Consider the following 23,069-nt stretch of genomic DNA (forward strand, 5'->3'; position numbering starts at 1 on the left):
CACGAATCGACGAGAGGACCCATCGGGTGCCCCCTCTGCCCCAGCCGGACAACCGCTTCACCAACCCCGTCATCCCCGGCTTCCACCCCGACCCCAGCATCTGCCGCGTCGGCGACGACTACTACCTGGCCTGCTCCAGCTTCGAGTACTTCCCCGGGGTCCCCCTCTTCCACAGCCGTGACCTGGTGCACTGGACGCAGATCGGCAATGCCCTGGACCGGCCGGAACAACTGCGGCTGTCGGAGGCGTGGTCCTCCGGGGGGATCTACGCGCCCACGCTGCGCCACCACGACGGCCGCTTCTGGCTGATCGTCACCAACTGCAGCGAGGGCGGCGGCAATCTGATCGTCACGGCCACCGACCCCGCAGGGCCGTGGTCGGACCCCATCTGGGCGCCGGGTGTCCCCGGGATCGATCCCGACCTGGTCTGGGACGAGGACGGCACCTGCTGGTGCACGGTCGCCGGGGTATCGCAGGTCCGGATCGACCCGTCCACCGGGCAGACGTACGGAACACCGCACAAGCTCTGGTCCGGCGGGCCCGGCGCCAAGGCCCCGGAGGCGCCGCACCTGTACCGGGTCGGCGACTACTGGTACCTGCTCATCGCCGAGGGCGGCACTGAGCGCGGCCACGGTGTCTCGGTCGCCCGCGGCAGCACGCCCCAGGGCCCGTTCGAGCCGTGCCCGGCCAACCCGATCCTCACGCACCGCGGCACCGACCACCCCGTGCAGAACACCGGGCACGCGGACCTGGTCCAGGCGCCCGACGGCTCCTGGTGGATGGTCTTCCTCGGCGTACGGCCGCGCGGCGGCACCCCCGGCTGGCACGTGCTCGGCCGGGAGACCTTCCTGGCGCCGGTGACCTGGGTGGACGGCTGGCCGGTCGTCGGCGAGGTCACCTTGGACCTGTCCGAACTCCCCTGGCCGCTCTCCCCCGCTCCCGCCGAGGAACAGCGCGACGACTTCGAGCTCAGCGAACTCGGGCCGGCCTGGATCTCCGTGCGGGACCGCCCCGCCGAGCTCTGCACCACCAAGGAGCGCCCCGGATGGCTGACGCTCCGTGCGCGGGGCGGCTCCCTGGACGAACCCGACGCGGTGTTCACCGGCCGGCGCCAGCAGCACCTCGCCTGCCGGGCACGCACCCTTGTCGATGCCGGGCAGGGGCGGGGCGGGCTCGCCGTCCGGCTGGACGAGCGGCATCACTACGAGATCGAGGCATCCGGCATGCAGGTCCAAGTGACCGCGCGCATCGGCTCGTTGCGGACGGTCGTGGCCACGCGGTCCGTGCCCGCCGGGCCGGTGGTCCTCGCCGTCACGATCACGGACCCGCCGCCTCCGCATGGACCGTGCACCGGACCCGACGTCGTCTCCCTCGGCGTCGAGCAGCCCGACGGCACGCTGACCGAGCTCGCGACCCTTGACGGCCGCTACCTGTCGACCGAGGTCGCCGGCGGCTTCACGGGCCGGGTCATCGGCATGTACGCCACCGCAGGCACCGTCCACTTCGACTGGTTCGACTACGAGCCCCTCGACGGCTGAACCAGCCTCAGCGGTCCGGCCCGGAACCGGATCGGATCACCCGTACGACCGACCGAAAGGCATGACACATGAAGCACATACGGCAACCCGCACACCACCGCAGACGAGGCCAAGGCCGCCTGGCCGCCCTGCTGCTGACGCTGGCCGTCATGTTAGGGCTGACCGGCGGCACCGCGCTGGGCGCGCCCGACGGTACGAAGAAGGCGTCACCGTCGGCGGTCAGTGTTCCGGCTTCCGCCATGGACGCCGTCGCTGCGATGCAGCCCAGCTGGAACCTGGGCAACACGCTGGACGCCATTCCCAACGAGGATTCCTGGGGCAACGGGCAGACCACCAAGGCGACGTTCGAGAAAATCGCCGCGGACGGGTTCCGCAGCGTCCGCATCCCGGTGACCTGGAGCGCCCACCAGTCCGCCACCGCGCCGTACACCATCGACGCCACCTACATGGCCCGCGTCAAGCAGCTCGTCGACTGGGCGCAGGACAGCAGACTGTACGTCGTGCTCAACGTCCACCACGACTCGTGGCAGTGGGTCGAGAAGATCACGAGCGACCACGACAACGTGTTGGCCCGGTTCAACTCCACCTGGTCCCAGATCGCCACGACCTTCCGTGACGAGCCGCGCAGCCTGATCTTCGAGGGCATCAACGAGCCGAGCTTCGCCGGCGCCACGGATGCGCAGAAGTTCCAGTACCTGAGGGAGCTGCAGACCTCGTTCCACTCCGTGGTCCGCGCCTCGGGCGGCGCGAACGCGAACCGCCTGCTGAGCCTGACCACGCCGGCCGGCAGCCCCGACCCGGCCTTCATGGACGACCTGTACACCACGATCACCGGGCTGAACGACAGTCAGCTCATGGCGCAGGTGCACTTCTACAGCTGGTACCCGTTCAGCGTGAACGTCGCGGGCGGCACCCACTACGACGCCACCGCGCAGAAGCACCTGGACGACACCTTCACCAACATGCACAACACCTTCGTCGCCAAGGGCATCCCGCTCTACATCGGCGAGTACGGTCTGCTCGAGTACCCCAATCACTTCCACCCCTCCCGCGTCGAGCGGGGCGAGGCGCTGAAGTACTACGAGCATGTCGGCTACGCGGCGCGCAAGTACGGCATCACCACCGCCCTGTGGGACCCGTTCTCGTACCTGAACCGCGAAACCCTCCAGTGGCGTGACCTGGCCCTGTTCGCCTGGATCAAGTCGAGCTGGACCACCCGCTCGGGCACGGCATCCTTCGACAAGGTCTTCGTGCCGAAGTCCAGCCCGGTCACCGCCAAGTCGCTCACCCTGAACCTCAACGGCACCAGCTTCCGAGGGGTGTGGCAGGGCGACACCAAGCTGGCCGCGGGACGGGACTACACCGTCTCCGGCAACCAGCTGACCTTCACCGCCACGGCGCTGACCCGCCTGGTCGGCAACCGCGAGTACGGCGTCAACGCGACGCTCCAGGCCCGGTTCTCCAGTGGGCTGCCCTGGAACATCGACATTGTCACCAACGACGTTCCGGTGCTGTCGAACGCCACCGGCACCACCGAGTCGTTCGCCGTTCCCACCCAGTACCGGGGCAACGACCTGGCGACCATGCACGCCACGTACGCCGACGGCACCAACGCCGGCCCGACCGACTGGACCCCGTACCAGGAGTTCAACAAGGCCTTCTCGCCGGACTACCCGAACGGCACGATAATCCTGACCCCCGAGTTCCTCAAGAGGCTCCGCGATGGGGAACCGGCGGCGCTGGTCTTCCACTTCTACAGCGGCAGCACCGTCACGTACCACGTCACGAAGTCCGGCAGCTCGGTCACCGGCACAGCCTCCTGACCGACTGACCGGCCCCTCGCCCTGGTTGCCCTCCCCGGCAACCAGGGCACGCGTGTCCCCAGGCTCCCTCACTCCTCCTTCGGCGGAGCCGTGCTCTCCCGGACGGTGAGGGTGGTCGCGATCTCCAGTCCCACCTGCGGCACTTCCTCGCCGCGGCCGAGCGCCAGAGCCAGCTCGGTGGCGGCCGCCGCCATCTCGGCCAGCGGCTGATGGACCGTGGTCAAGGGCGGATCCATCCAGGCCACGGCCGGTACGTCGTCGAAACCCACCACGCTGAGATCGTGAGGGATGCGCAGGCCAAGCTCGCGCGCGGCCTGGTAGACACCGAGCGCCTGCATGTCGTTGGCGGTGAACACGGCAGTGGGGCGATCAGGGCCGGTGAGCAGCCTCCGCGCCGCAGCGTACCCGTGCTCGCGCGTGAGCTGGGTCTTCACCACCAGGCCGGGTTCCATCGGCAGTCCGGCCTCCGCGAGAGCGGAATAGTAGCCGGACAGCCGTGCGAGGCAGAAGGAGTGGTCAGGTCCGCTGATCATGGCGATGCGCCGGTGCCCCAGGTCGACCAGATGCCGGGTCGCCGCCTGACCGCCCCTCCAGTTCGTGGCACCCACGAACGGAACGTCGTCGGGCAGCTCGTCGATCGGGTCGAAGACGACGAACGGGATGCCCTTCGCCGCCAGTTGGTCCCGCTCGGCTTCCGAGAGCTGCGCGACCGACAGGACACATCGAGGGCGCCGGCCGACCGTGTCGTCCATGGTCATGCCCACCGTGTCATGGAGACCGAACTCCGACACCAGCACACCGATCCGGTTCCTGCGGGCCACGCGCTCGACACCGCGGATGATCTCCACGGCCCACATGCTCTCCAGCTCGCGGAACACGAGCTCCACAAGGTTGCTCCGGCTCTTCGGGGGCTTGCGGTAACCGTACTGATGGATCAGTTCCTCGACGCGGGCCCGGGTCTCGTCCGACACCCCCGACCGGCCGTTGAGCACCTTCGACACGGTGGGCACGGAGACGCCCGCGGACTCCGCGATGTAGGCGATCGTCACCGATGCGGGTCCCCCGCCGCGCTCACCGTGGTCCTCCGTCGAAGGTCTTTCCGTTCGGTTGTCCGGCACGGTCGCCTTTCCCCATCCCCTCGCCTGCTGCCGCCACCATTCTCGCAGCCGGCAGAGGAAGCAACACAGTGCGTGGGACACAGCTCCGACGCGCGCAGGCTTGTCATGGACATGCAAGCGTCCTACAGTCCGTCAGGAACAGCATATGGGAGCGCTCCCAACCCTGGGGAGGCGGGAGCCCCCACAACACACCCCCCTCTGGCCGTACCTCCGAAAGAGGTTCCGTATGCGACCGTTACAGCACCTTCCCCGCACCGTGCGCGGCACATGGGGCGCGCTCGTCACCGCGCTCGCCACCGTCGCGGCGCTCCTCGCCGCCACACCGATGGCCCAGGCCGACACCACGGTCTGTGAACAGTTCGGCTCGGCGGTCGTCCAGGGGCGATACGTGGTCCAGAACAACCGCTGGGGCACCGACGAGCCCCAGTGCGTCACCGCCACCGACACCGGCTTCCGGCTCACCCGGGCCGACGGTTCCGTGCCCACCAACGGCGCGCCGAAGTCGTACCCGTCCCTCTTCAACGGCTGCCACTACACCAACTGCTCGCCGGGGACCAACCTCCCCGCGCAGCTATCCGGCATCTCCAGCGCGCCGAGCAGCATCTCGTACGGCTACGTCGGCGACGCCGTGTACAACGCCTCGTACGACATCTGGCTGGACCCGACGCCCCGCACCGACGGCGTGAACCGGACCGAGATCATGATCTGGTTCAACACGGTGGGTCCGATCCAGCCCATCGGCACCCAGGTCGGCACGGCCAGCGTCGGCGGACGCACCTGGCAGGTGTGGTCGGGCAGCAATGGCTCCAACGACGTGCTGTCCTTCGTCGCCCCGTCGGCGATCGGCAGCTGGAGCTTCGACGTGATGGACTTCGTCCGGCAGGCCGTGGCCCGCGGACTGGCACAGAGCAGCTGGTACCTGACCAGCGTTCAGGCCGGCTTCGAACCCTGGCAGAACGGCACCGGGCTGACCGTGAACTCGTTCTCGTCGACCGTCAACACGGGTGGTGGAGAGGGCGGCCCGGGCGACGCCACGACCTGCGAGGTGTCGTACACCACGAATGTGTGGCAGGGAGGCTTCACCGCGAACGTCACCGTCGCCAACACCGGTTCGGCACCCGTCGACGGCTGGCGCCTCGCCCTCACACTGCCCGCCGGCCAGCACATCACCAACGCCTGGAACGCCTCCGTCTCCCCGTCCTCGGGATCCGTCACGGCGAGCGGCCTGACACACAGCGCGAGCATCGCCCCCGGCGGCAGCCAGACGTTCGGGTTCCAGGGCACCTACAGCGGCACCTTCGCCGCGCCGGGCGGGTTCAGCCTGAACGGGACCGCGTGCACCAGGACGTGACGTGACCGGCGCCGGACTCCCGCGTGCCGCCCGGCGTCATGACGGCCGTCCACGGCGAAAGCCCTGCCGCTGACGGCGACAAGAACCCACAACACGCGCCCCCGTCGAGGCGCTCGACTGATGCGCCCGCCGCACGAGGCGCTGCCTGCCCGTGGCCGTCGGGACTCACGGCGGCCACGGGCATCGCTTCCACGCTCCAGCCGATGTTCGACCAGAGGCCACACGAAGCCAGTCCTGACTTCGACACGGACCGTGCGAGTCCGCGGAACCGGCTGCGGGACCAGGCAGGCGGAGCCGCGGACGGCGTACGACGGAAGGCACTGCGGCGGGACTCGGACCAAAGGGGTTCAGCCCTTGATAGCTCCGGTGAGCATGCCCTTCTTGAAGTGCCGCTGGACGAAGGGGGAGGCGACCGCGACGGGGATCAGCGCGAGGACCATGACGGCCATCTGCAGTCCCAGGCTGGAGAGTTCGCCGGTACGGACCGCCTGCTGGAGGCCGGTCGGCGCCTTGGTGTTCTTCTGGACCAGCTGGATGAGCACGTTCTGCAGCGGCATCATCTCCTGGTCGGAGAGGTAGATGGAGGCGTTGAACCAGGCACTCCAGTAACCGACCGCGTAGAACAGGGAGATGACGGCGAGGACCGCCCGCGACAGCGGCATGATGATGGTCAGCAGGATGCGCAGGTCGCTGGCCCCGTCGATGCGGGCGGACTCGGTGAGTTCGGGGGAGATCCCCATGAAGAAGGCCCGCAGGACCAGGACGTTGAAGACGCTGACCGCGCTCGGCAGGATGAGCGACAGATAGGTGTCGGTGAGGCCGAGGGCCTGGACGAGCAGGTACGTCGGGATGAGGCCGGCCCCGAAGAACATGGTGGCCATGATGATCATCAGGAAGTACCGGTGCCCGAGGCTCCCCGGCCGGGAAAGGCCGTAGGCGCCGAGGACCGAGACCGCCATGGAGAACAGGGTGCCGAAGAGGGTGACCCCGACCGAGACCATGATCGCCCGGCTGACCTGTCCGCCGCTGAGAAGTTCCGTGTAGTTGATGAAGGTGATGCCTCGAGGGATCACGACGAGGCCGCCGACCTGGTCGATCACCGGTTTCGGGGAGAGGCTGGTGACGATGACGATCCACAGCGGACCAAGTACGCCCAGACAGCACAGGAGCAGCACGCCGCCCTTCGCGGTGAGTCCGGTCTTGCTGGGCGGCTCCTCCCACACCGGGCGGGGCGGCGCCTTGAGGCTGCGGATGAGCGTGGTGTTGAGACTCACTTCTTGTACACCCCCTGCTCGCCCAGGAGGTGCGCGAACTTGTTCGCGCCCAGGACGAGAGCGACGCCGATGAGACCCTTGACGAGGCCGACCGCGGCCGCGTAACTGAAGTCCCCGTTCTGGATTCCCATGTTCCACACGTACGTGTCGAGGACCTCGCTGACCCCCGCCCCGACCGCGTCCCGCTGGAGCAGGAACTGCTCGAAGCCGACGCTCAGCGCGTCGCCCACCCGCAGGACCAGCAGGAGCGCGATCACCGGGCGCAGTGCGGGCAGCGTCACGTGCCACATGCGGCGCCAGCGGCCGGCGCCGTCCATGGCGGCGGCCTCGTACAGGTCGGTGCTGACGGCGGACAGCGCGGCGAGGAAGACGATGATCCCCCAGCCGGCGTCCTTCCACACGGCCTCCGCGGTGACCAGCCACTTGAACAGGTCCGCGTTGGTCATCAGGTCGAAGCCGCTCCAGCCGTGGTTCTCCAGGGTCTGGGCGATGATGCCCGCGCCGCCGAAGATCTGCTGGAAGACGGTGATCACGAGGACCCAGGAGAAGAAGTGGGGCAGGTACATGATCGCCTGCGCCACGGCCCTCACCCGGGGCCGGATCACGCTGTTGATGAGCAGCGCGAGGGCGATGGGAACGGGGAAGAACAGCACGAGCTGGATCACGAACAGGAGGAGGGTGTTCTGCGTGGCATCCCAGAACAGCGGGTCCTCGACCATCCGCACGACCTGCTCCAGGCCGACCCACGGGCTGTGGAAGATCGCCGTGATCCCGTTGCCGGCGGCGTACGGGTCGTACTCCTGGAAGGCGATGACGTTGCCGAGCAGCGGGACGTAGTGGAAGACCAGCAGCAGCGCGACGAGGGGCAGCGTCATCAGGATAAGCGCGCGGTCGCGGTGCCACCGGACCCGGAGCGGGACCTTGCCGGCCTTGCCCGTCCCGCGCGACGCCCGCGCCTTCGTCGCCTCCGCGGCGGCGACCGCGGCCGTCGGTTCCTCGACGGCCGCGGGGGGACGGGTCCCGTCCGGCCTGCTCCCGGTGGTGAGAGACATCAGTTGCCACTGCCGTTCTTGTCGAGGAGCTCCTTGTACCAGTCGCGCAGCTTGTCACCGCCTGAGGACTTCCAGTTGGCGATGAAGGCCTGCACGTCGGACATCTTCTTGTTGCCGCGCACGTAGTCGATCTGCAGCTGCTCGAGCTGGCTGGAGAGGTTGGCGTAGCGGGCCGGCTCGATGATGTTCATGCCGTACGTGGAGGTCTTCTTCATGAAGGCACCCATCCGCTGCTGCCACTCGACCTGCGCGCGGGCGACATCGGGGATGTCGGGGTGGGCGAGGTAGGGCGCCGGGGCCGCCAGCATCGACCAGGCGTTGATCACCTCCGAGTTGCCCTGGTCGGTCTTGACCGGGGCGCCACCCTTGACCGTGTAGTGGGTGCCCTCGACGCCGTAGTCGACGAGCATCCGCTCCTTGGTGCCGTAGGGCGCGGCCGCGAAGTTGGCGGCGGCCAGGGCGTTCTCAACCGTTTCCTTGGAGGCGCCCTTGCGGATCACCGACCAGATGTTGGCGGGCGCGGACGCGTACGTCGTCGGGTTGCCGCCGTCGGCGCCGAAGAGGTCCATGCCATCGATCTGGAACTCCGGGTTGGCCTGGGCCTGTTCGGCGGCCTTGACGTACCAGAAGGACGTGTCGCTGGTGCAGACCAGGACCTGTCCGGCGGTGAACCGCTGGCCCACGTCGCCGGTGCGTGCCCTGTCATCGGGGTGGACCACGCCGGCGTCGAACACCTTGCGGACCCACGCCAGGGATTCCAGATACTCGGGACGCTCGATGCTGTACCGCAGCTTGCCGTCGTCATCGATGTTCCAGTTGGGCGCGACGCTGAAGATGGCGCCCGCGATCCAGGAGATGTCACCGCAGGCGTACACCTTGGCCTTGGCGCTGGTGGCGTCCTTGGCCCAACTGAGGAACTCACCGGCCGACTTGGGTGCCGAGTAGCCCTTCTTCTCGAAGATGTCCTTGCGGTAGTAGGGCACGATCATGCTGGCCGGGGCGGCGGGCATCGGAATGCCGCGCAGTGCACCGCCGAAGATGCCCATCCGCCAGGCGTCGGACGGTATCGCGGCCAGGTTCGGGTACTTCTTGACCTTGTCGCCCGCCAGGTAGGGAGCGAGGTCCATGAACTTCGCGGTGACCGCACTCGCGATCTTGTTGCCGGTCAGTTCCCAACTGGGCACGACCACCATGTCGGGCAGCGAGCTGGAGGCGAGGATCGCGCCGAGCTTCTGGCCGTACGTCATGCCGTCCTGGTTCTGCCAGGTGACCTTGGTGCCCGCAGCCGCATCGAGCGCCTTGTAGTAGGCGCACCCGGCCTTCGGCGGGGTGCCCCAGAACGGGGACATGATCTTGAGGGGGGCGCCGGTGCCGAGCTTGTCCGGGACTGAGGTGCCGAGGGCCGCGAGGTCGACCTTGCCTGTGTAGCCAGCCGCCGAACCGTTCTTCGACGGGATGTCCGGATCGGCGACCTTGCTGGCGACGTACGTCGGGAGCAGCTTGTCGGCGTCCTTGCCCGACGTGGTGCCCTCTCGCGACCCGCTGCCCGAACCGCCGCAGGCGGTGAGCAGCGGCATTCCCCCGGCCACCGCTGCGGTGGCGACCGCCGTGGAGGCGAGGAAGCTTCTCCGGCTCGGTCCGGAGGAGGCGGCATTCGGCGTCATTGCGTCAACCCTTCATGGCGCACCTGGACACCCGACGGTGGGCCGTCGGCTGCGGTGTCGTGACTGGAACTGGCTGAGTTGAAAGCAGACATCCAACCACTGCGACGCGATCCGCAGTCGAAGCGCTTCGATGTTGCTGTGAGGTTAAGTGAACACCCATGGGCACACAAGGGTCGCTTCCAAGATTCCTCCCATGTCTGGAGGGGTCTCTCCGTCTACCCTGCTTGATGTGACGGTGTTGATCTCTTGACACTTGCCCTGGTGTCTGATGCGCGTCGAAGCGCTTCGAAAGCGCTCGCCGCTCCACCTCAAGGGGACCCGACGTGTCCGCCACATGCGCCGCACGCACCACCAGCTTTCCGCGATCCGCAACTGCCTTTCCCGAAGCGCATCGACGACCTTCTGTCGCGGCTCACCCGCGACGAGAAGATCGGATTCCTGCACCAGTTCGCGCCCGCCGTAGAGCGGCTCGGCGTCGCCGCGTTCCGCACCGGCCAGGAGGCCCTGCGCGGCGTGGCCTGGATGGGTCCGGCCACCGTCTTCCTGCAGGCGGTGGGCCTGGGCGCGACCTGGAGCACGGACCTCGGGCCGGCGCCGAAGGAGATGGACGCTAGCAAGTGGCCGCTGGCCCATTCCTGTTCGAGCAGCGCCGCGGCCTGGGCGGCGTAGGGGGTCCAGCCGACCAGGCAGACCGCGAGCGCGGCGCCTCAGGCGGACGGGCCGGCACCGCAGTCAGCAGTCCGGCGAGGACCACCGGCAGCGTCGACACCACTTCCGTTGCACTGACCAGCGGCGACGGCTACCGGCACCGACCGACATGACGCTCATCAGCTGCTACTTCAGGCGGGTGTCGACGTCGATCAGGGAGCGCTCGCGGGGATCGAGGAGCACGCCCTCTACCTCGGTGGAGATGCCCTGGACGACCTTCTCGTGGACCAGCGGCACGACGGCGTCGGTGCGCAGGATCTCCGCCTCGGCCGACATGATCTTCTGCTGTCGCTTGGTCGTGTCGCCTTCTTCGGCGGCGGACTTGATGGCCTGGTCCACCTTGGGGTCCTTCAGGCGGGCGATGTTGTACACGCCGTCGCTCTTGTAATCGCTCGCGAGGTACGCGACCGCGTCACCCGTGTCGAGCAGCGTCACCCGGGAGAAGACGAGGGCGTCGTACTTGCCGGCGAGGAGGTCGGCCTCCATCTGCGTGTACTCGCGTACGTCCTGCTTGACGGTGAATCCGGCCTTCTCCAGCTGCTGTTGCAGGACGGTGGCGGCCTCGGGCAGTTCCGCGCGGTTGGTGATGGCGGCCAGGCGCATGGTCTTGCCCTTCGTCCTGGACCTGACCTGTGCGGTGGTCGCGGCCTTGGTGCGGCCGGTGACGTCCACGCGCTTGTCGGCCGCCCAGGACACGGCGGGCCCGAACAGGCCCTGCGCGGGGTCGGCGTACCCGCCGAAGACCGAGTCGACGAGCGCGGCCCCGTCCACGGCCTCGCGGGCGGACGCGCGCAGCGCCGGGTCGGTGAACAGACCGCTGCCGGTGTTGAGGATCAGGCTGTCCGTCCGTACGGACGGCACTTCGTGACGGGTCTTCTCGTCCAGCAGCTTCGCCTGTGCGGTGGGGATCCACTCGGCGATGTCCACGTCACCGCCGCGCAGGGCGTTGGCGCGGGCGGTGCCGTCGGCTATCCAGGTCACATCGATGCCGGACGCCTTGGCCTTGCCGCCCCAGTACCCGTCGTAACGGTCGAGCGTGGCCTTGGACTTGCCGGTGAGCTTCGTGATCTCGAAGGGGCCCGTTCCGGTGCCGACCGGGCTGACGGTGCCGTCCTTCGCGTACGCCTTCGGGGAGAGGAGCCCAAGGCGGGGCTGGCGAGCCGGAGCGGGAGCACGGGGTCGGCGGTCTTGGTGCTGATGGTGACGGTGTCGGCGTCCTCGGCCTTGGCGGTCAGGGTCACATCGCTGAGGACACGGGGCTTGGGCTCTGCCGCGCCCGCGTGGTCGAGCGCGTTGACCACGGACTCGGCGGTGACCTCGGTGGCGTCCTGGAAGGTGGCCTCGCGCAGTTCGAAGGTCCAGGTGGTGGCGTTCACTTGCGTCCAGGACTTCGCCAGCGCGGGCGCGGCGGCTCCGTCCTTGTCCAGCGCCGTCAGGCCCTCGGCGACGGAGAGCTTGCTCAGCACGGTGGCGTCGTTGCTGTACGGGGACAGCGCCTGCACAGGTGGGATCGCGAGAGCGACCCTCAGCCGCCCGGCCGACGCGCCTTCGGCATCCGTGCCCGAGTTTCCCGCCCCGGACACGAAACAGCCGGCCAGCAGCGGGGTGAGAGCAAGCACCGCGAAGAGACCACGGGAGGTCCTATGCATGGGATTCCTGTCGTGCGGGAGAAATGGTCAGGCCCCCTTGCGCACCAATTGCACGAAGGGACGATGGAAGCGTGAAATCAACAGGCCGAAACGGCCCGCCAGTTCAACTGGCGAGCCGTCATGAACAGCCGAGGTTATAGCTCCGAACAGAACGGGCGCCCTGCTCGGGAGCGCTCCGTGACCGGCAGACAGCCATCTCGAGAGGTCTCGCAGACGGCCGAGTCGCGCGGCATCGGCATCACATCACGATCACGTAGATTTTGCGCACGGTTTCGATGGTCTTCCAGACACCTACGAAGCCCGGCTTCATGACAAAGCTGTCGCCTGCCTTGTAGACCACCGGTTCGCCACCTTCCGGCGTGAGTTCGACGGCGCCGGAGAGGATATGGCAGAATTCGAAAGTCTCGCCCTTGATCGAGCGCGTCTCGCCGGGCGTCGCTTCCCAGACGCCCGTATGGATCGAATCCCCGCGGGCGACGTCCTGGGCCCAGGTCTTGAAGGCGGGGTGGCCGGAAATCAGGCGTTCCGGGAGCGGGCCGGACTCACGCGGAGCGAATGAGGGATTGGTGTCGATGGTCTTCAAGAGCGACATGTTTTTCCTTTTCCTGGGCTTGAGGAGCCAGTAGCCGCGGCACCGGTCGATGAGCCCGATCGGATCGAGCCCGGCCTGGTGGCGCTGCAGATCGATCAACGGCGGGGACGCCTTGACCACCCACGCTGCACGGCCCACCGTCCCAACGAAGCCGCCCGTTGCCTGCCGAGCCGGTACGCCGGTGCGCCGGGCATGTCAGGCCAGGGCCTGGCCCCTGCCGGCCACGATCTCGGGGCGCAGCAGGTCGGCGAGGGTCTCGGCGGGCAGCAGCCCCTTCTCCAGGACGAGTTCGGCCACGCCCCGACCGCTGACGAGGGCCTCCTTGGCGATGTCGGTGGCGGCGGTGTAGCCGATATGGGGGTTGAGGGCGGTGACCAGGCCGATGGAGTTCTCCACGCTCGCGCGCAGCGCCTCGGTGTTGGCGGTGATGCCGGCCACGCAGCGCCCGGCGAGGGTGAGGCAGGCCGCGCGAAGGTGGGTGATGCTCTCCGACAGGGAGTGCAGGATGATCGGCTCGAAGGCGTTGAGCTGTAGCTGTCCGGCCTCGGCGGCCATGGTGATGGTGACGTCGTTGCCAATCACTTCGAAGGCGACCTGGTTGACGACCTCGGGGATCACCGGGTTGACCTTGCCCGGCATGATGGACGAACCGGCCTGCACCGGCGGCAGGTTGATCTCGCCGAGCCCGGCGCGCGGGCCGGAGGAGAGCAGGCGCAGGTCGTTGCAGCTCTTGGACAGCTTGACGGCGATCCGCTTGAGTACGCCGGACATCTGGACGAACGCGCCGCAGTCCTGGGTGGCTTCGACCAGGTTGGCGGCTGTGACCAGCGGCAGCCCGGTGATCTCGGCGAGGTGGCGGCGGGCCGACTCGGCGTATCCGGCGGGGGCGTTGAGGCCGGTGCCGATCGCCGTGGCACCCAGGTTGATCTCGTGGACCAGCTCGACGGCCTCGGCGAGCCGACTGCGGTCCTCGTCCAGCATCACCGCGTACGCCGAGAACTCCTGACCCAATGTCATCGGCACCGCGTCCTGCAGCTGGGTGCGGCCCATCTTCAGCACATCGCGGAACTCCAGGGCCTTGGCCGCGAACGCGTCCTGCAGGACGGCCATGGCCCTGAGCAGACCGCGCACTGCGAATACCGTCGCCACCTTGACGGCGGTCGGGTAGACGTCGTTGGTGGACTGGCCGAGGTTGACGTCCTCGTTGGGGTGCAGGTACTCGTACTGACCCTTCTCGTGTCCCAGCAGCTCCAGCGCCCGGTTGGCGATCACCTCGTTGGCGTTCATGTTCGTCGAGGTGCCGGCGCCGCCCTGGATGACGTCGACGACGAACTGGTCGTGCAGCTTTCCGTCCCGGACCTCGCGGCAGGCCTCGACGATCGCGGCGGCCTTCGCCGGTTCCAACAGCCCCAGTTCCTCATTCGCGAGGGCGGCGGCCTGCTTGACCGCGGCCAGGGCGTCGATCAGGTGAGGGTACGCGGAGATAGGGGTGCCGGTGATGGGGAAGTTCTCCGTGGCGCGCAGGGTGTGCACACCCCAGTGGGCGTCGGCGGGAACCTCCCGGTCACCGAGCAAGTCGTGCTCAATGCGGGTGACGGCGTTCATGAGACTGGAGGCCTTCTCTCGGGAGGCATGGTGGGAGGCCTTCCGCGCCGCTGCGCGAAAGGCCTCCGTCACCAGTGTCGGTACCTGCTCAGAGCAGGCGGTCCTTGGCCTTGTAGTAGGCGCCGCCGAACGGCAGGAACCAGGGGGTGCCGTTGTAGAAGGGGACGGGCACCTTCGGGAAGCCGAAGCCGCGCATCGGGTTGGCCTCGGGCTTGCCGTCCATCATCTCGGCGACCGCGCGGCCCATGTACGTGGCCATCTGGACGCCGTGACCGCAGTAACCCATGGAGTAGTACAGGCCGTTGACGTCACCCGCGTGCGGGATGCGGTCCCAGGAGAAGCCGACCATGCCGCCCCAGACGTAGTCGATCCGCGTCCCGGCCAGCTGCGGGAAGATCTCCGTCATCTCCCGCTTGAGGATGTCGCCACTCTTGACGTCGGAGGCCGGGTTGGAGGGGGCGAAGCGGGCCCGGCCGCCGAAGGCGAGGCGGTTGTCCGGGGTGAGACGGACGTAGTTGCCGACATTCTTCTGGGCGACCAGCAGGCGGCCGTTCGGGATGAGCTCCTTGGCCCGCGCCTCCCCCAGCGGCTCGGTGACGATGATGAAGCTGCCGACGTTGATCAGCCGCTTCCGGAACCACGGCATCGACTGGTCGGTGTAGGCATCCGTCGCCGCCATCACCTGCTTGGCACGGATGGTGCCGCGCAGGGTCTCCACCGAGAAGCCGCCGCCAGGGAGGCGGGTGAGGCCGGTGGCGGCGTTGCGCTCGTGGATCTCGGCGCCGGCACGCTCGGCGGCGCCTGCCAGGCCGACGACGAACTTGCCCACGTGTATGGCTGCGCCGAGCGGGTCGAGCAGGGCGCCGTGGTAGTAGTCCGTGCCGAGCTCGGCGCGCAGCTCGCTCTTGCTCAGGACGACCGTCTCGTGCCCGAAGTTCTCGGCCAGGTCGCGCTGCTTGGCCTGCAGGCCCTCGAAGTGCTGGGGCTTGCAGATCGCGCCGAGGCGCCCGGCACGGTGGAAGTCGCAGTCGATCTTCTCCCTGACCGCAATCTCCTCGACGACGTCCACAGCGTCGCGGAACGCGTCGTAGAGCTCGCGAGCACGCTCCTGCCCGTAGCGCTTGCGGGCCTGGGCCGGGCTGATGGTGATGCCGGGGTTGCAGTGGCTGCCGTTGCGCCCGGAGGCGCCCGAGCCGACCTGGTCCTTCTCGACGAGGACGACCCGGGCACCCTTGCGGGCGGCGTGGTAAGCGGTGGACAAGCCGGTGAGGCCGCCGCCGATCACCACCACGTCCGCCTCGTCGGGCAGGTCCTTCCCGGAACGGTCGGGCAGGGCGGGGGCTGTGTCCATCCAGTAGGGGATCTGCTTCATGGCGTGCGTCCTCTGTGTTCTCGGTCTGTTTCGCCGGTGCGCCGTCGGTCAGCAGCCGAGCAGCTGCGGCAGGCCCGACAGGTCGGGCAGCTCGTCGTACGGCTGGTAGTCGGCGCTGCCGGGGCGGCCGTAGCGGTTGATCCACACGCGGCGCTTCAGGCCGAGGTCGCGGGTCGGGATGTGGTCGTACTCCCAGCCCTGGGCGGTGTGGATGACCTGGGACGGCTCGACGCCCATGGTCCTGAAGGCGTGCTCGAAGGTCTGGCGGTCCGGCTTGTAGGCGCCGGCCTGCTGGGCGGTGATGACGTAGTCGAACTCGACGCCGATGTTCTCGACGTTCCGCGCGATCAGGTTGTCGTCGGTGTTGGAGATGATGGCGATCTCGTACTTGGTCTTCAGGGCGCGCAGCGCGTCCGGGACCTCCGGGAAGGGACCGAAGGTGGGGACGGCCTCGACGAGGGCGTCACCGTCGGACTCGCGGTACTCCAGGCCGTGCAGGCGCATGGCGTTGCGCAGGCTGGAGTGCAGGATCTCGTGGTAGGGGCGGTAGGCCTCCAGGACGGCCTGGAAGCGCATGACGCGGAAGTCGTCGAGGAACTCGTCGACGTCCAGGTTGTCCAGGTCCAGCCGGTCCTCGATGACCTTCAGGGTCGTGGGGGCGAGCTCGAAGTTGATCAGGGTCGCATAGGCGTCGAAGGTGACGATCTCTCGCATGGTGTTCGCCTCAGTCTCGCGGGTTTCCGGATTTCCAGGGGGTGGGGTGGGGGCTTCAGACGACGCGTTCGCCGGGGGTGACGATCGCGTCGAGTGCGGCCAGGTCGGCCGGGTCGGGGATCCAGTCGGCCGCCGCCGCGTTGGCGGTGACCTGTTCGGGGGTCATGGCGCCGCAGATGACGGAGCCGACGGCGGGGAGCGCGGCCAGTGCGCCCACCGCGACCTGGAGGAGGGTGAGTCCTCGTTCGGCGCCGTACGCGGTGAGCGCCTCGGCCTTGTCGAGGGCCGCGTCGGTGAGCCAGCCCTGCCGCCAGGACAGGCGGCTGCCGGGCGGGGGCTGCTCGCCGCGCCGGTACTTGCCGCTGAGCAGGCCGTTGGCCAGCGGGTAGTACGGCAGCAGACCGACGCCGTGGCGCAGGCAGGCCGGGATCAGGTCCCGCTCCACACCTCGGTCGAGCAGGTGGTAGCGGGCCTGGGTGGAGACGAAGGCGTCGGTGAGATCCTCGGCCGGGAGGTTGGAGCAGCCGATGTACCGGATCTTGCCCTCGTCGACCAGTTCCCGGAGCGCGGCCACCGTCTCCTCCAGCGGGGTGACGCCGTCCGGCTCGTGGTACTGGTAGAGGTCGATCCGGTCGGTGCCGAGCCGGCGCAGGGACGCCTCGACGGCGTACCGGATGTAGGGGCGGGCGCCCCGCCGGCCGTGCATGTCGGCCTCGGGCCCCATCTCCATACCGAACTTGGTGGCCAGGACGACATCGTCCCGGTGCCCCTTCAAGGCGGCGCCCAGGAGCCGTTCGCCGTCGCCGCGCCCGTTGCCGCTCTCGCCGAACCCGCCGTACATGTCGGCCGTGTCGAACAGGGTGATCCCGGCGTCGAGGGCCGCGTGGACGACCGCCTTCGTGCCGTCCTCGTCGAGACGGGAGCCGAAGTTGTTGCCGCCGACGCCGACCACGGAGACGGCCGGGCCGCGCTCGCCCAGGGTGCGGTACCTCATGACCGGCTCCCGAACCCGATGCAGACGTTCTTGGTCTGCAGGTAGCTGTCCAGCCCTGCCAGGCCCTTCTCCCGGCCCCAGCCGCTGTGCTTGTAGCCCCCGAAGGGGAGCTCGACGCCGGTGCCGACACCGGTGGCGTTGACGTAGACCTGACCGGCCCGGATGCCCTCGGCCAGCCGCATCGCCTTGTCGATGTCCCGGGTCCAGACGTAGGAGGCCAGGCCGTACGGGCTGTCGTTGGCGATGTCCAGGGCCTCGTCGGCGTCGTCGAAATCGATGACGGTGACGACGGGGCCGAAGATCTCCTCACGGGCGCAACGGGCGTCGTTCGTCAGACCCGTGAGGACGGTCGGCTCGACGTAGTAGCCGTCGGCCAGGGCCGGGTCGGACGGCGCACCGCCGACACGGACCGTCCCGCCCTCCTGCCGGGCCAGGTCCACGTAGCTCAGCACCCGGTCGCGCTGCCGGGCCGCGACCAGCGGGCCGATGTCCGGGTCGGTGAGCCCCGGGCCGATGCGCAGGGAGGCGGCGTACGACACCAGCTTGTCGAGGAACTCCTCGGCGCCGCGCTGGAGCAGCAGCCGGGTGCCGGCCGAGCAGGTCTGGCCGGCGTTGCCGAAGGCCGAGGCCGCGATGGCGGTCAGCGCCAGGTCGAAGTCCGCGTCGGCGAAGACGACGACCGGCGACTTGCCGCCCAGCTCGGTGACCGACGGCACCACGTTGGCGGCGGCGGCCTGGGCGACCTTGACACCGGTCGCTACCGAGCCGGTGAAGGTGACCTGGTTGATGTCCGGGTGGCCGGCGAGGGCCGCGCCGGTCTCGCCGTCACCGGGGACCACGTTCAGCACGCCCGGCGGAAGACCGCACTCGAGGGCGATCCTGCCGATCTCCAGCGGGGTGAGCGGCGCCTCCGGCGACGGCTTGAGCACCACCGTGCACCCTGCCGCGAGTGCCGGAGCCGAGCCCCGCGCGGTGTTCTGCAGCGGGTAGTTGAACGGGATGATCTGGCCGGAGACACCGATCGGCTCACGGACCGTGTAGTCCATCAGGCCGGGGCCGAGGGGGATCGTCGTGCCGCCGAGCTTGTCGGCGGCGCCCGCGTAGAACTCGAAGTAGCGGGCCGCCGCTTCGACATCGGCCTTGGCCTGGCTGAGGGGCTTGCCGACGTCCTGGCTCTCCAGTCGCGCCAGCCGTTCGCCCTGGTAGCGGATGGCCTCGGCGATCCGGAACAGGATCCGGCCCCGGTCGGCGGCACGCATCCGGGCCCACTCGGTGAAGGCCGAGCGCGCCGCCGCCACCGCCTGGTCCACGTCCGCCTTGCCGGCGAGCGCCACCTGGGCGATGGCCGTGCCGTTCGACGGGTCCAGGACGGTGAAGGAGCGTCCGTCGGCGGCCGGTTTCTGCTTGCCGTCGATCAGCAGCTCGGTCAGCTGAAGTTCGGCGCTCATGGCCGGATCTCCCCCTGCACCTCGCCGAAGATGACGACCTCGTCGCCCGGACGGACCGTGCGGATCCGGCGCACCCAGAGAACGATGCCGTCCTGCGGGGCGCGGACCTCCTCCAGCGTGTTGCCGTAGTGGTCGACGATGTGGGCGATCAGGTCGCCTTCCTTGCAGGTCTCCCCCGGCTCGGCGTGCCCCACGAAGAAGCCGCCGGCGTCCGAGCGGGCGAAGGTGCCGGAGACGGTCGTGTACGTGTCGCGCAGCTCCGCCGCGCCGTCGGTCATCTTCAGCTGCCGCATGATGTTGCGGATGGCGTGGGCGTGCAGTTCGACGTTCGGCTCGCGGTAGGTGCCGCCGCCGACCTCGATGGTGATGGCGGGCTTGCCGGCCGCGAGGGTGGGGTGCCGGACTGTGCCGCCCCACTTGCCGCCCTTCCACACCAGCTCGTGTCCGGCTGCCAGGGCCAGGTCCGTGGCCAGCTCCTCGTAGCCCCCCTGGAGGATGACGAGCGGGGCGATCTCCCCGAAGGTGCCGCCGGTGTGCAGGTCGACGAGGGCGTCGATGGCGGGGACGACCTGCTCGACGAAAGTAGCGGCCAGGCGCAGGGAGTACGAGCCGTCCGCGTCGCCCGGGAAGATGCGGTTCAGGTTGAGATAGTCGAGGCCGCTGGTGCGGGCCGCGGCCTCGAAGGCCGGGGTGTTCATGCAGGGGATGCCGACGAGCGTGCCGCGCAGGGTGGCCGGGTCGATCTCGGCGAGTACGCGGCGGATGGCCTCCTGGCCGTCGTACTCGTCGCCGTGCACGCCCGCGTCCACGCACAGGACCGGGCCGTCCTGTGCGCCGTTGACGACGATCAGGGGTATGCCGAGCTCCACGCCGTAGGTGCTGGTGCCGACGGGGATGAGCCCTTGGGCGCGCTCGCCGGGGGCAACGGTGAGTGGACCGATGGAGTACATGTGGTTCCTTTCAAGAGCGATGCAAGATCGATGCAAGAGCAATGCACGAGCGTTGCAAGAGCGGTGCGTAAGCAGGCGTCACAGGCGGGCGGACGCCTCGTCCAGGGTGTCCGCGATGATGTCGGCGATACGGTCGAGGAGTTGGCGGTCGCTGATCAGCGGGGGCGCGATCTGGACCAGCGGGGCGGAGCGGTTGTAGACGCGGGCCAGGAGTCCGGCCTCGCGCAGCCGGCGCGGGATCAGGTCGACGATCAGGTCGGCCCGGACGGTGTCGCTGAAGCCGCCGTCGTCCAGGTCGCCGACGAGTTCGCAGGCGTAGAAGAACCCGGCGCCGCGTACGTCACCGACGATCGGCAGCGCGACCAGGGACGCCATGCGGTCGGCGAGACGGCCCTGCTGATCCCGTACGTTCTCCAGGATCCGGTCGCGCTCCATGATCTCCAGGCTGCGCAGGGCGATGGCCGCGCTCAGCGGATGTCCGGCGAAGGTGTAGCCGTGGTTGAGGACCGCGCCGGGTCGATTGATGACGTCAACTACGCGGTTGCTGACGAGAGTTGCGCCCATGGGGGCGTATCCGGCGGTGATGCCCTTGGCGACGGTGACGATGTCTGGGCGGGCACCGTAGCAGTCGCCGCCGAACCACTCCCCCAGCCGGCCGAAGGCGGTGATGACCTCGTCGGCGACGAGCAGGAAGCCGTACCGGTCGGCCAGGGCGCGCAGGCCGGGCCAGTAACCCTGGGGCGGGGTGATGCAGCCGCCCCGGTTCTGCACCGGCTCGGCGATGAGCATGGCGATCGTCTCCGGGCCCTCGGCCAGGATCGCGGCCTCCAGCTCGGCGAGCAGCCGGGCGGTGAACGTCTCGTCGTCGCTGTACTCGGGGGCGAGGCCGAAGCGGTTGGTGTTGGACACGAACCGGGTGTCGATCGCCGGCGGGCCGTACGGCTCCGTCAGGCCCGGGTCGTCGGTGAGCGACAGGGTGCCGATGGTCAGCCCGTGATAGGCGCCGCGCCGGGCGATGGCCTTGGTGCGGCCCGGCTCGCCGCGCAGAGCGTGATAGCGGCGGGCGATCTTCCAGGCGGTCTCGACGGCTTCGGCGCCGCCGCTCGAGAAGAAGGTGTGCTCGATGTCCACTGGGGCGATTCGGGACAGCCGCTCGGCGAGTTCGATCGCCGTCGGATGCGCGGAGTTGGTCCACAGCGGGCTGTAGCACAGCTCACGCAGTTGCTTTTCGGCGGCCTCGGCGAACTCAGAGCCGTAGGAGTAGCCGAGTTGGCAGCAGTACAGCCCCGACAGGCCGTCGATGTAGCGCCTGCCGTCCGCGTCGTCGACGTACGGGCCCTCCCCTCGCCGGACGACGAGGAGGTCTTCGCCCTCGGGGCCGAGCGAGCCGTTGGCAGTCATGTTCAGCAGCAGGTGCCGCTGGGCGGTGGCGGCGGTCGGCTGAGCGGTGGTGGTGGTCATACGGTCTCGCCTCCGGGGTTGGCGACCCCTGCCGTGTTCTCGACTGACAGCAGAGAGCCCTGTCGTCCGGAGCCGAGCCAGCGCGCCAGGGCGACCAGGGCGAGGGCGAGGATGGCGAGGGCGATGAGGATGGCGCTGATCGCGGTGACGCTGGGGTCGATTTCGAAGGTCAGGGAGTTGTAGACCTGCACCGGCAGGGTGACGGTGTCGACCGAGGAGAGGAACTGGGAGATGTAGAACTCGTCGAAGCTGGTGATGAAGGAGAAGATCGCGGCGGCGATCATGCCGGGGGCGGCGAGGGGGAAGGTGATCCGCCGGGCGATCGTGAGGCGGCCGGCGCCCATGCTGGCGGCGGCGTCCTCCAGGCGTTCGTCGATGCCGCGCAGGGTCGCGATCAGGATCAGCACCGCGATGGGTGCGGCCAGCACGGTGTGCCCGAGGGCGATGGCGATGGGGCTGCCCAGCATCGCGGCGGGCTCGAAGAGCAGGAACAGGCCCAGTGCGGTGACGATCTGCGGGATGACCAGGGGTCCGAGGACCAGGGCGTAGACGGCGGAGCGCAGCGGGAGTTCGCTGCGCGTGAGTGCGGTTGCCGCGGTCACGCCGATGATGAGGGAGAACACGGTGCTCAGGGCGGCGACCAGGGCGCTCAGGGAGAGCGCGGCGGGCCATTTGCTGCCGTCGGCGAACAGCGCCTGGTACCAGTTCAGCGTCCAGGTGTCGGGGGGGAAGGAGGCGAAGGCGTTGTTGCTGAAGGAGGTGACGAGGATGACCACGATCGGCAGCGCCAAAAACAGCAGGATCACGGTGGCGACGGCGGTCAGGACGATCCGCCCGGCCAGGGTGCTGCGCAGTTCCATCATGTGGCGCTCCTCTTCCTACGGCTGGCGCCGAGCGAGGTGACGAGTTTGACCAGCAGCAGTCCGGCGAAGGTGATCAGCAGCAGGAGGACGCCCTGAGCGGCCGCCCCGTTCCACTGGTTCTCTTTCATCACCTGCTGGTTGATCAGGGTGGCGATCATCGTCTGGTTGGGTCCGCCCATCAGGGCGGGGGTGATGTAGTAGCCCAGCGAGAGGATGAAGCTGAGCAGTCCGGCGCTGGCCAGGCCGGGCGAGACCAGCGGCAGGTAGATGCGGCGGAAGATCGTTATGCGTCCGGCGCCCATGCTGGCCGCGGCCGCGAGCAGCCGGCGGTCCACGCCGCGCATCACGCCGTACAGCAGCAGCACCGTGTACGGGAGCATCATGGAGGTGGTGCCGATGACCACGCCCAGCTCGTTGTACAGCAGCTGGAACGGCGCCCCCGGCAGGGACAGGCCGGTCAGGGTCTCGTTCACCAGGCCCTTGTCGCCGAGCATGATGATCCAGCCGTAGGTGCGCACCAGGGCGCTGATGAAGTGCGGCACGACCACGATCAGCATGGCCACTCCGGCCCACAGGGGCTTGAGCCGGGAGATCGCGTTGGCCAGGACGAAGCCGAAGACGAGGCTGAGCAGCGCGGTCTCCGCTGAGATCCGCAGCGTGGTGAACAGGACGGAGAGGTTGACGCCGGTCAGCGCGTCGGCGTACCAGTGCAGCGTCAGTGCGCCGTCGGTGTCCTTGAGGCTGAGGAACAGCGTGCTGAAGATCGGGTAGACGAACAGCACCAGCAGATAGACGACGACCGGCAGCGCGTACAGGATCCCAATCCGGGTCTTGCGCGAGGCCAGGAGCTTGCGCGGACGGGCAGGGGCCGTGGTGGTGAGGGCGGCCATGGC

At 68.9% G+C, this 23,069-nt stretch carries 17 protein-coding genes and 2 pseudogenes; 4 read left to right on the forward strand and 15 right to left on the reverse strand.

Annotated elements, in window-relative coordinates:
* Positions 1-26 precede the first annotated feature (26 nt).
* Both H1D24_RS06585 and H1D24_RS06590 read left to right on the forward strand, forming a co-directional pair.
* Complete coding sequence (locus H1D24_RS06585; RefSeq protein ID WP_309484225.1) at positions 27-1,538, forward strand: glycoside hydrolase family 43 protein; 1,512 nt, start codon at positions 27-29, stop codon at positions 1,536-1,538.
* 68 nt (positions 1,539-1,606) lie between these two features.
* Positions 1,607-3,361: a cellulase family glycosylhydrolase gene (locus H1D24_RS06590; RefSeq protein WP_181656448.1), complete on the forward strand. Its 1,755-nt coding sequence runs from the start codon at positions 1,607-1,609 to the stop codon at positions 3,359-3,361.
* Between the two features lie 68 nt (positions 3,362-3,429).
* Here the strand turns inward: H1D24_RS06590 and H1D24_RS06595 are convergent, their stop codons facing one another.
* Complete coding sequence (locus H1D24_RS06595) at positions 3,430-4,410, reverse strand: LacI family DNA-binding transcriptional regulator (protein ID WP_181656449.1); 981 nt, start codon at positions 4,408-4,410, stop codon at positions 3,430-3,432.
* A gap of 295 nt (positions 4,411-4,705) precedes the next feature.
* Between H1D24_RS06595 and H1D24_RS06600 the strand changes: the two genes are divergently transcribed.
* The gene (locus H1D24_RS06600) at positions 4,706-5,830 is read left to right on the forward strand and encodes a glycoside hydrolase family 12 protein (RefSeq protein WP_181656450.1); all 1,125 of its coding nucleotides are present in this window, start codon (positions 4,706-4,708) and stop codon (positions 5,828-5,830) included.
* A gap of 347 nt (positions 5,831-6,177) precedes the next feature.
* On the opposite strand, the gene H1D24_RS06605 is transcribed toward H1D24_RS06600, so the two are convergent.
* The 3 genes from H1D24_RS06605 to H1D24_RS06615 are packed head-to-tail and all read right to left on the reverse strand — an operon-like array spanning position 6,178 to position 9,820.
* A complete protein-coding gene (locus tag H1D24_RS06605) occupies positions 6,178-7,104 on the reverse strand; it encodes a carbohydrate ABC transporter permease (RefSeq protein ID WP_181656451.1) in 927 nt (308 codons plus the stop codon).
* Positions 7,101-8,156, reverse strand: a complete 1,056-nt coding sequence (locus tag H1D24_RS06610; RefSeq protein ID WP_181656452.1) for an ABC transporter permease — start codon at positions 8,154-8,156, stop codon at positions 7,101-7,103. Before H1D24_RS06610 ends, H1D24_RS06605 begins: the two co-directional genes overlap by 4 nt.
* On the reverse strand, positions 8,156-9,820 hold the full coding sequence (locus H1D24_RS06615) for an extracellular solute-binding protein (protein WP_181656453.1): 1,665 nt from the start codon (positions 9,818-9,820) through the stop codon (positions 8,156-8,158). The genes H1D24_RS06610 and H1D24_RS06615 overlap by 1 nt, the downstream gene beginning before the upstream one ends.
* A gap of 372 nt (positions 9,821-10,192) precedes the next feature.
* Between H1D24_RS06615 and H1D24_RS06620 the strand changes: the two are divergent.
* Positions 10,193-10,405: pseudogene (locus tag H1D24_RS06620) on the forward strand (hypothetical protein); the annotation flags it as partial.
* A 249-nt stretch (positions 10,406-10,654) separates the two neighbouring features.
* Here H1D24_RS06620 and H1D24_RS06625 read toward each other — a convergent pair.
* The 11 genes and pseudogenes from H1D24_RS06625 to H1D24_RS06675 form a co-directional block, all read right to left on the reverse strand.
* Positions 10,655-12,177, reverse strand: a pseudogene (locus tag H1D24_RS06625) (ABC transporter substrate-binding protein).
* Positions 12,178-12,415: 238 nt separating this feature from the next.
* A complete protein-coding gene (locus tag H1D24_RS06630; protein ID WP_258563889.1) occupies positions 12,416-12,868 on the reverse strand; it encodes a cupin domain-containing protein in 453 nt (150 codons plus the stop codon).
* A 96-nt stretch (positions 12,869-12,964) separates the two neighbouring features.
* Positions 12,965-14,374: an aspartate ammonia-lyase gene (gene aspA, locus H1D24_RS06635; protein WP_181656454.1), complete on the reverse strand. Its 1,410-nt coding sequence runs from the start codon at positions 14,372-14,374 to the stop codon at positions 12,965-12,967.
* Positions 14,375-14,462: 88 nt separating this feature from the next.
* Positions 14,463-15,746 (reverse strand): NAD(P)/FAD-dependent oxidoreductase, encoded by a 1,284-nt coding sequence (locus H1D24_RS06640; protein ID WP_181656455.1) that lies wholly within the window; start codon positions 15,744-15,746, stop codon positions 14,463-14,465.
* Positions 15,747-15,794: 48 nt separating this feature from the next.
* Positions 15,795-16,460 (reverse strand): haloacid dehalogenase type II, encoded by a 666-nt coding sequence (locus H1D24_RS06645; RefSeq protein WP_181656456.1) that lies wholly within the window; start codon positions 16,458-16,460, stop codon positions 15,795-15,797.
* Positions 16,461-16,515: 55 nt separating this feature from the next.
* On the reverse strand, positions 16,516-17,454 hold the full coding sequence (locus H1D24_RS06650; RefSeq protein WP_181656457.1) for an aldo/keto reductase: 939 nt from the start codon (positions 17,452-17,454) through the stop codon (positions 16,516-16,518).
* Positions 17,451-18,902: an aldehyde dehydrogenase family protein gene (locus H1D24_RS06655; RefSeq protein ID WP_181656458.1), complete on the reverse strand. Its 1,452-nt coding sequence runs from the start codon at positions 18,900-18,902 to the stop codon at positions 17,451-17,453. The genes H1D24_RS06650 and H1D24_RS06655 overlap by 4 nt, the downstream gene beginning before the upstream one ends.
* Positions 18,899-19,852, reverse strand: coding sequence for a succinylglutamate desuccinylase/aspartoacylase family protein (locus H1D24_RS06660; protein ID WP_181656459.1), 954 nt, complete (start codon positions 19,850-19,852; stop codon positions 18,899-18,901). Before H1D24_RS06660 ends, H1D24_RS06655 begins: the two co-directional genes overlap by 4 nt.
* 78 nt (positions 19,853-19,930) lie before the next feature.
* A complete protein-coding gene (locus tag H1D24_RS06665; protein ID WP_181656460.1) occupies positions 19,931-21,313 on the reverse strand; it encodes an aminotransferase class III-fold pyridoxal phosphate-dependent enzyme in 1,383 nt (460 codons plus the stop codon).
* Positions 21,310-22,176, reverse strand: coding sequence for an ABC transporter permease (locus tag H1D24_RS06670; protein ID WP_181656461.1), 867 nt, complete (start codon positions 22,174-22,176; stop codon positions 21,310-21,312). The genes H1D24_RS06665 and H1D24_RS06670 overlap by 4 nt, the downstream gene beginning before the upstream one ends.
* Positions 22,173-23,066: an ABC transporter permease gene (locus H1D24_RS06675; RefSeq protein ID WP_181656462.1), complete on the reverse strand. Its 894-nt coding sequence runs from the start codon at positions 23,064-23,066 to the stop codon at positions 22,173-22,175. The genes H1D24_RS06670 and H1D24_RS06675 overlap by 4 nt, the downstream gene beginning before the upstream one ends.
* Positions 23,067-23,069: the final 3 nt, after the last annotated feature.

The organism is Streptomyces himalayensis subsp. himalayensis, assembly GCF_013778455.1.
Classification (GTDB): domain Bacteria; phylum Actinomycetota; class Actinomycetes; order Streptomycetales; family Streptomycetaceae; genus Streptomyces; species Streptomyces himalayensis.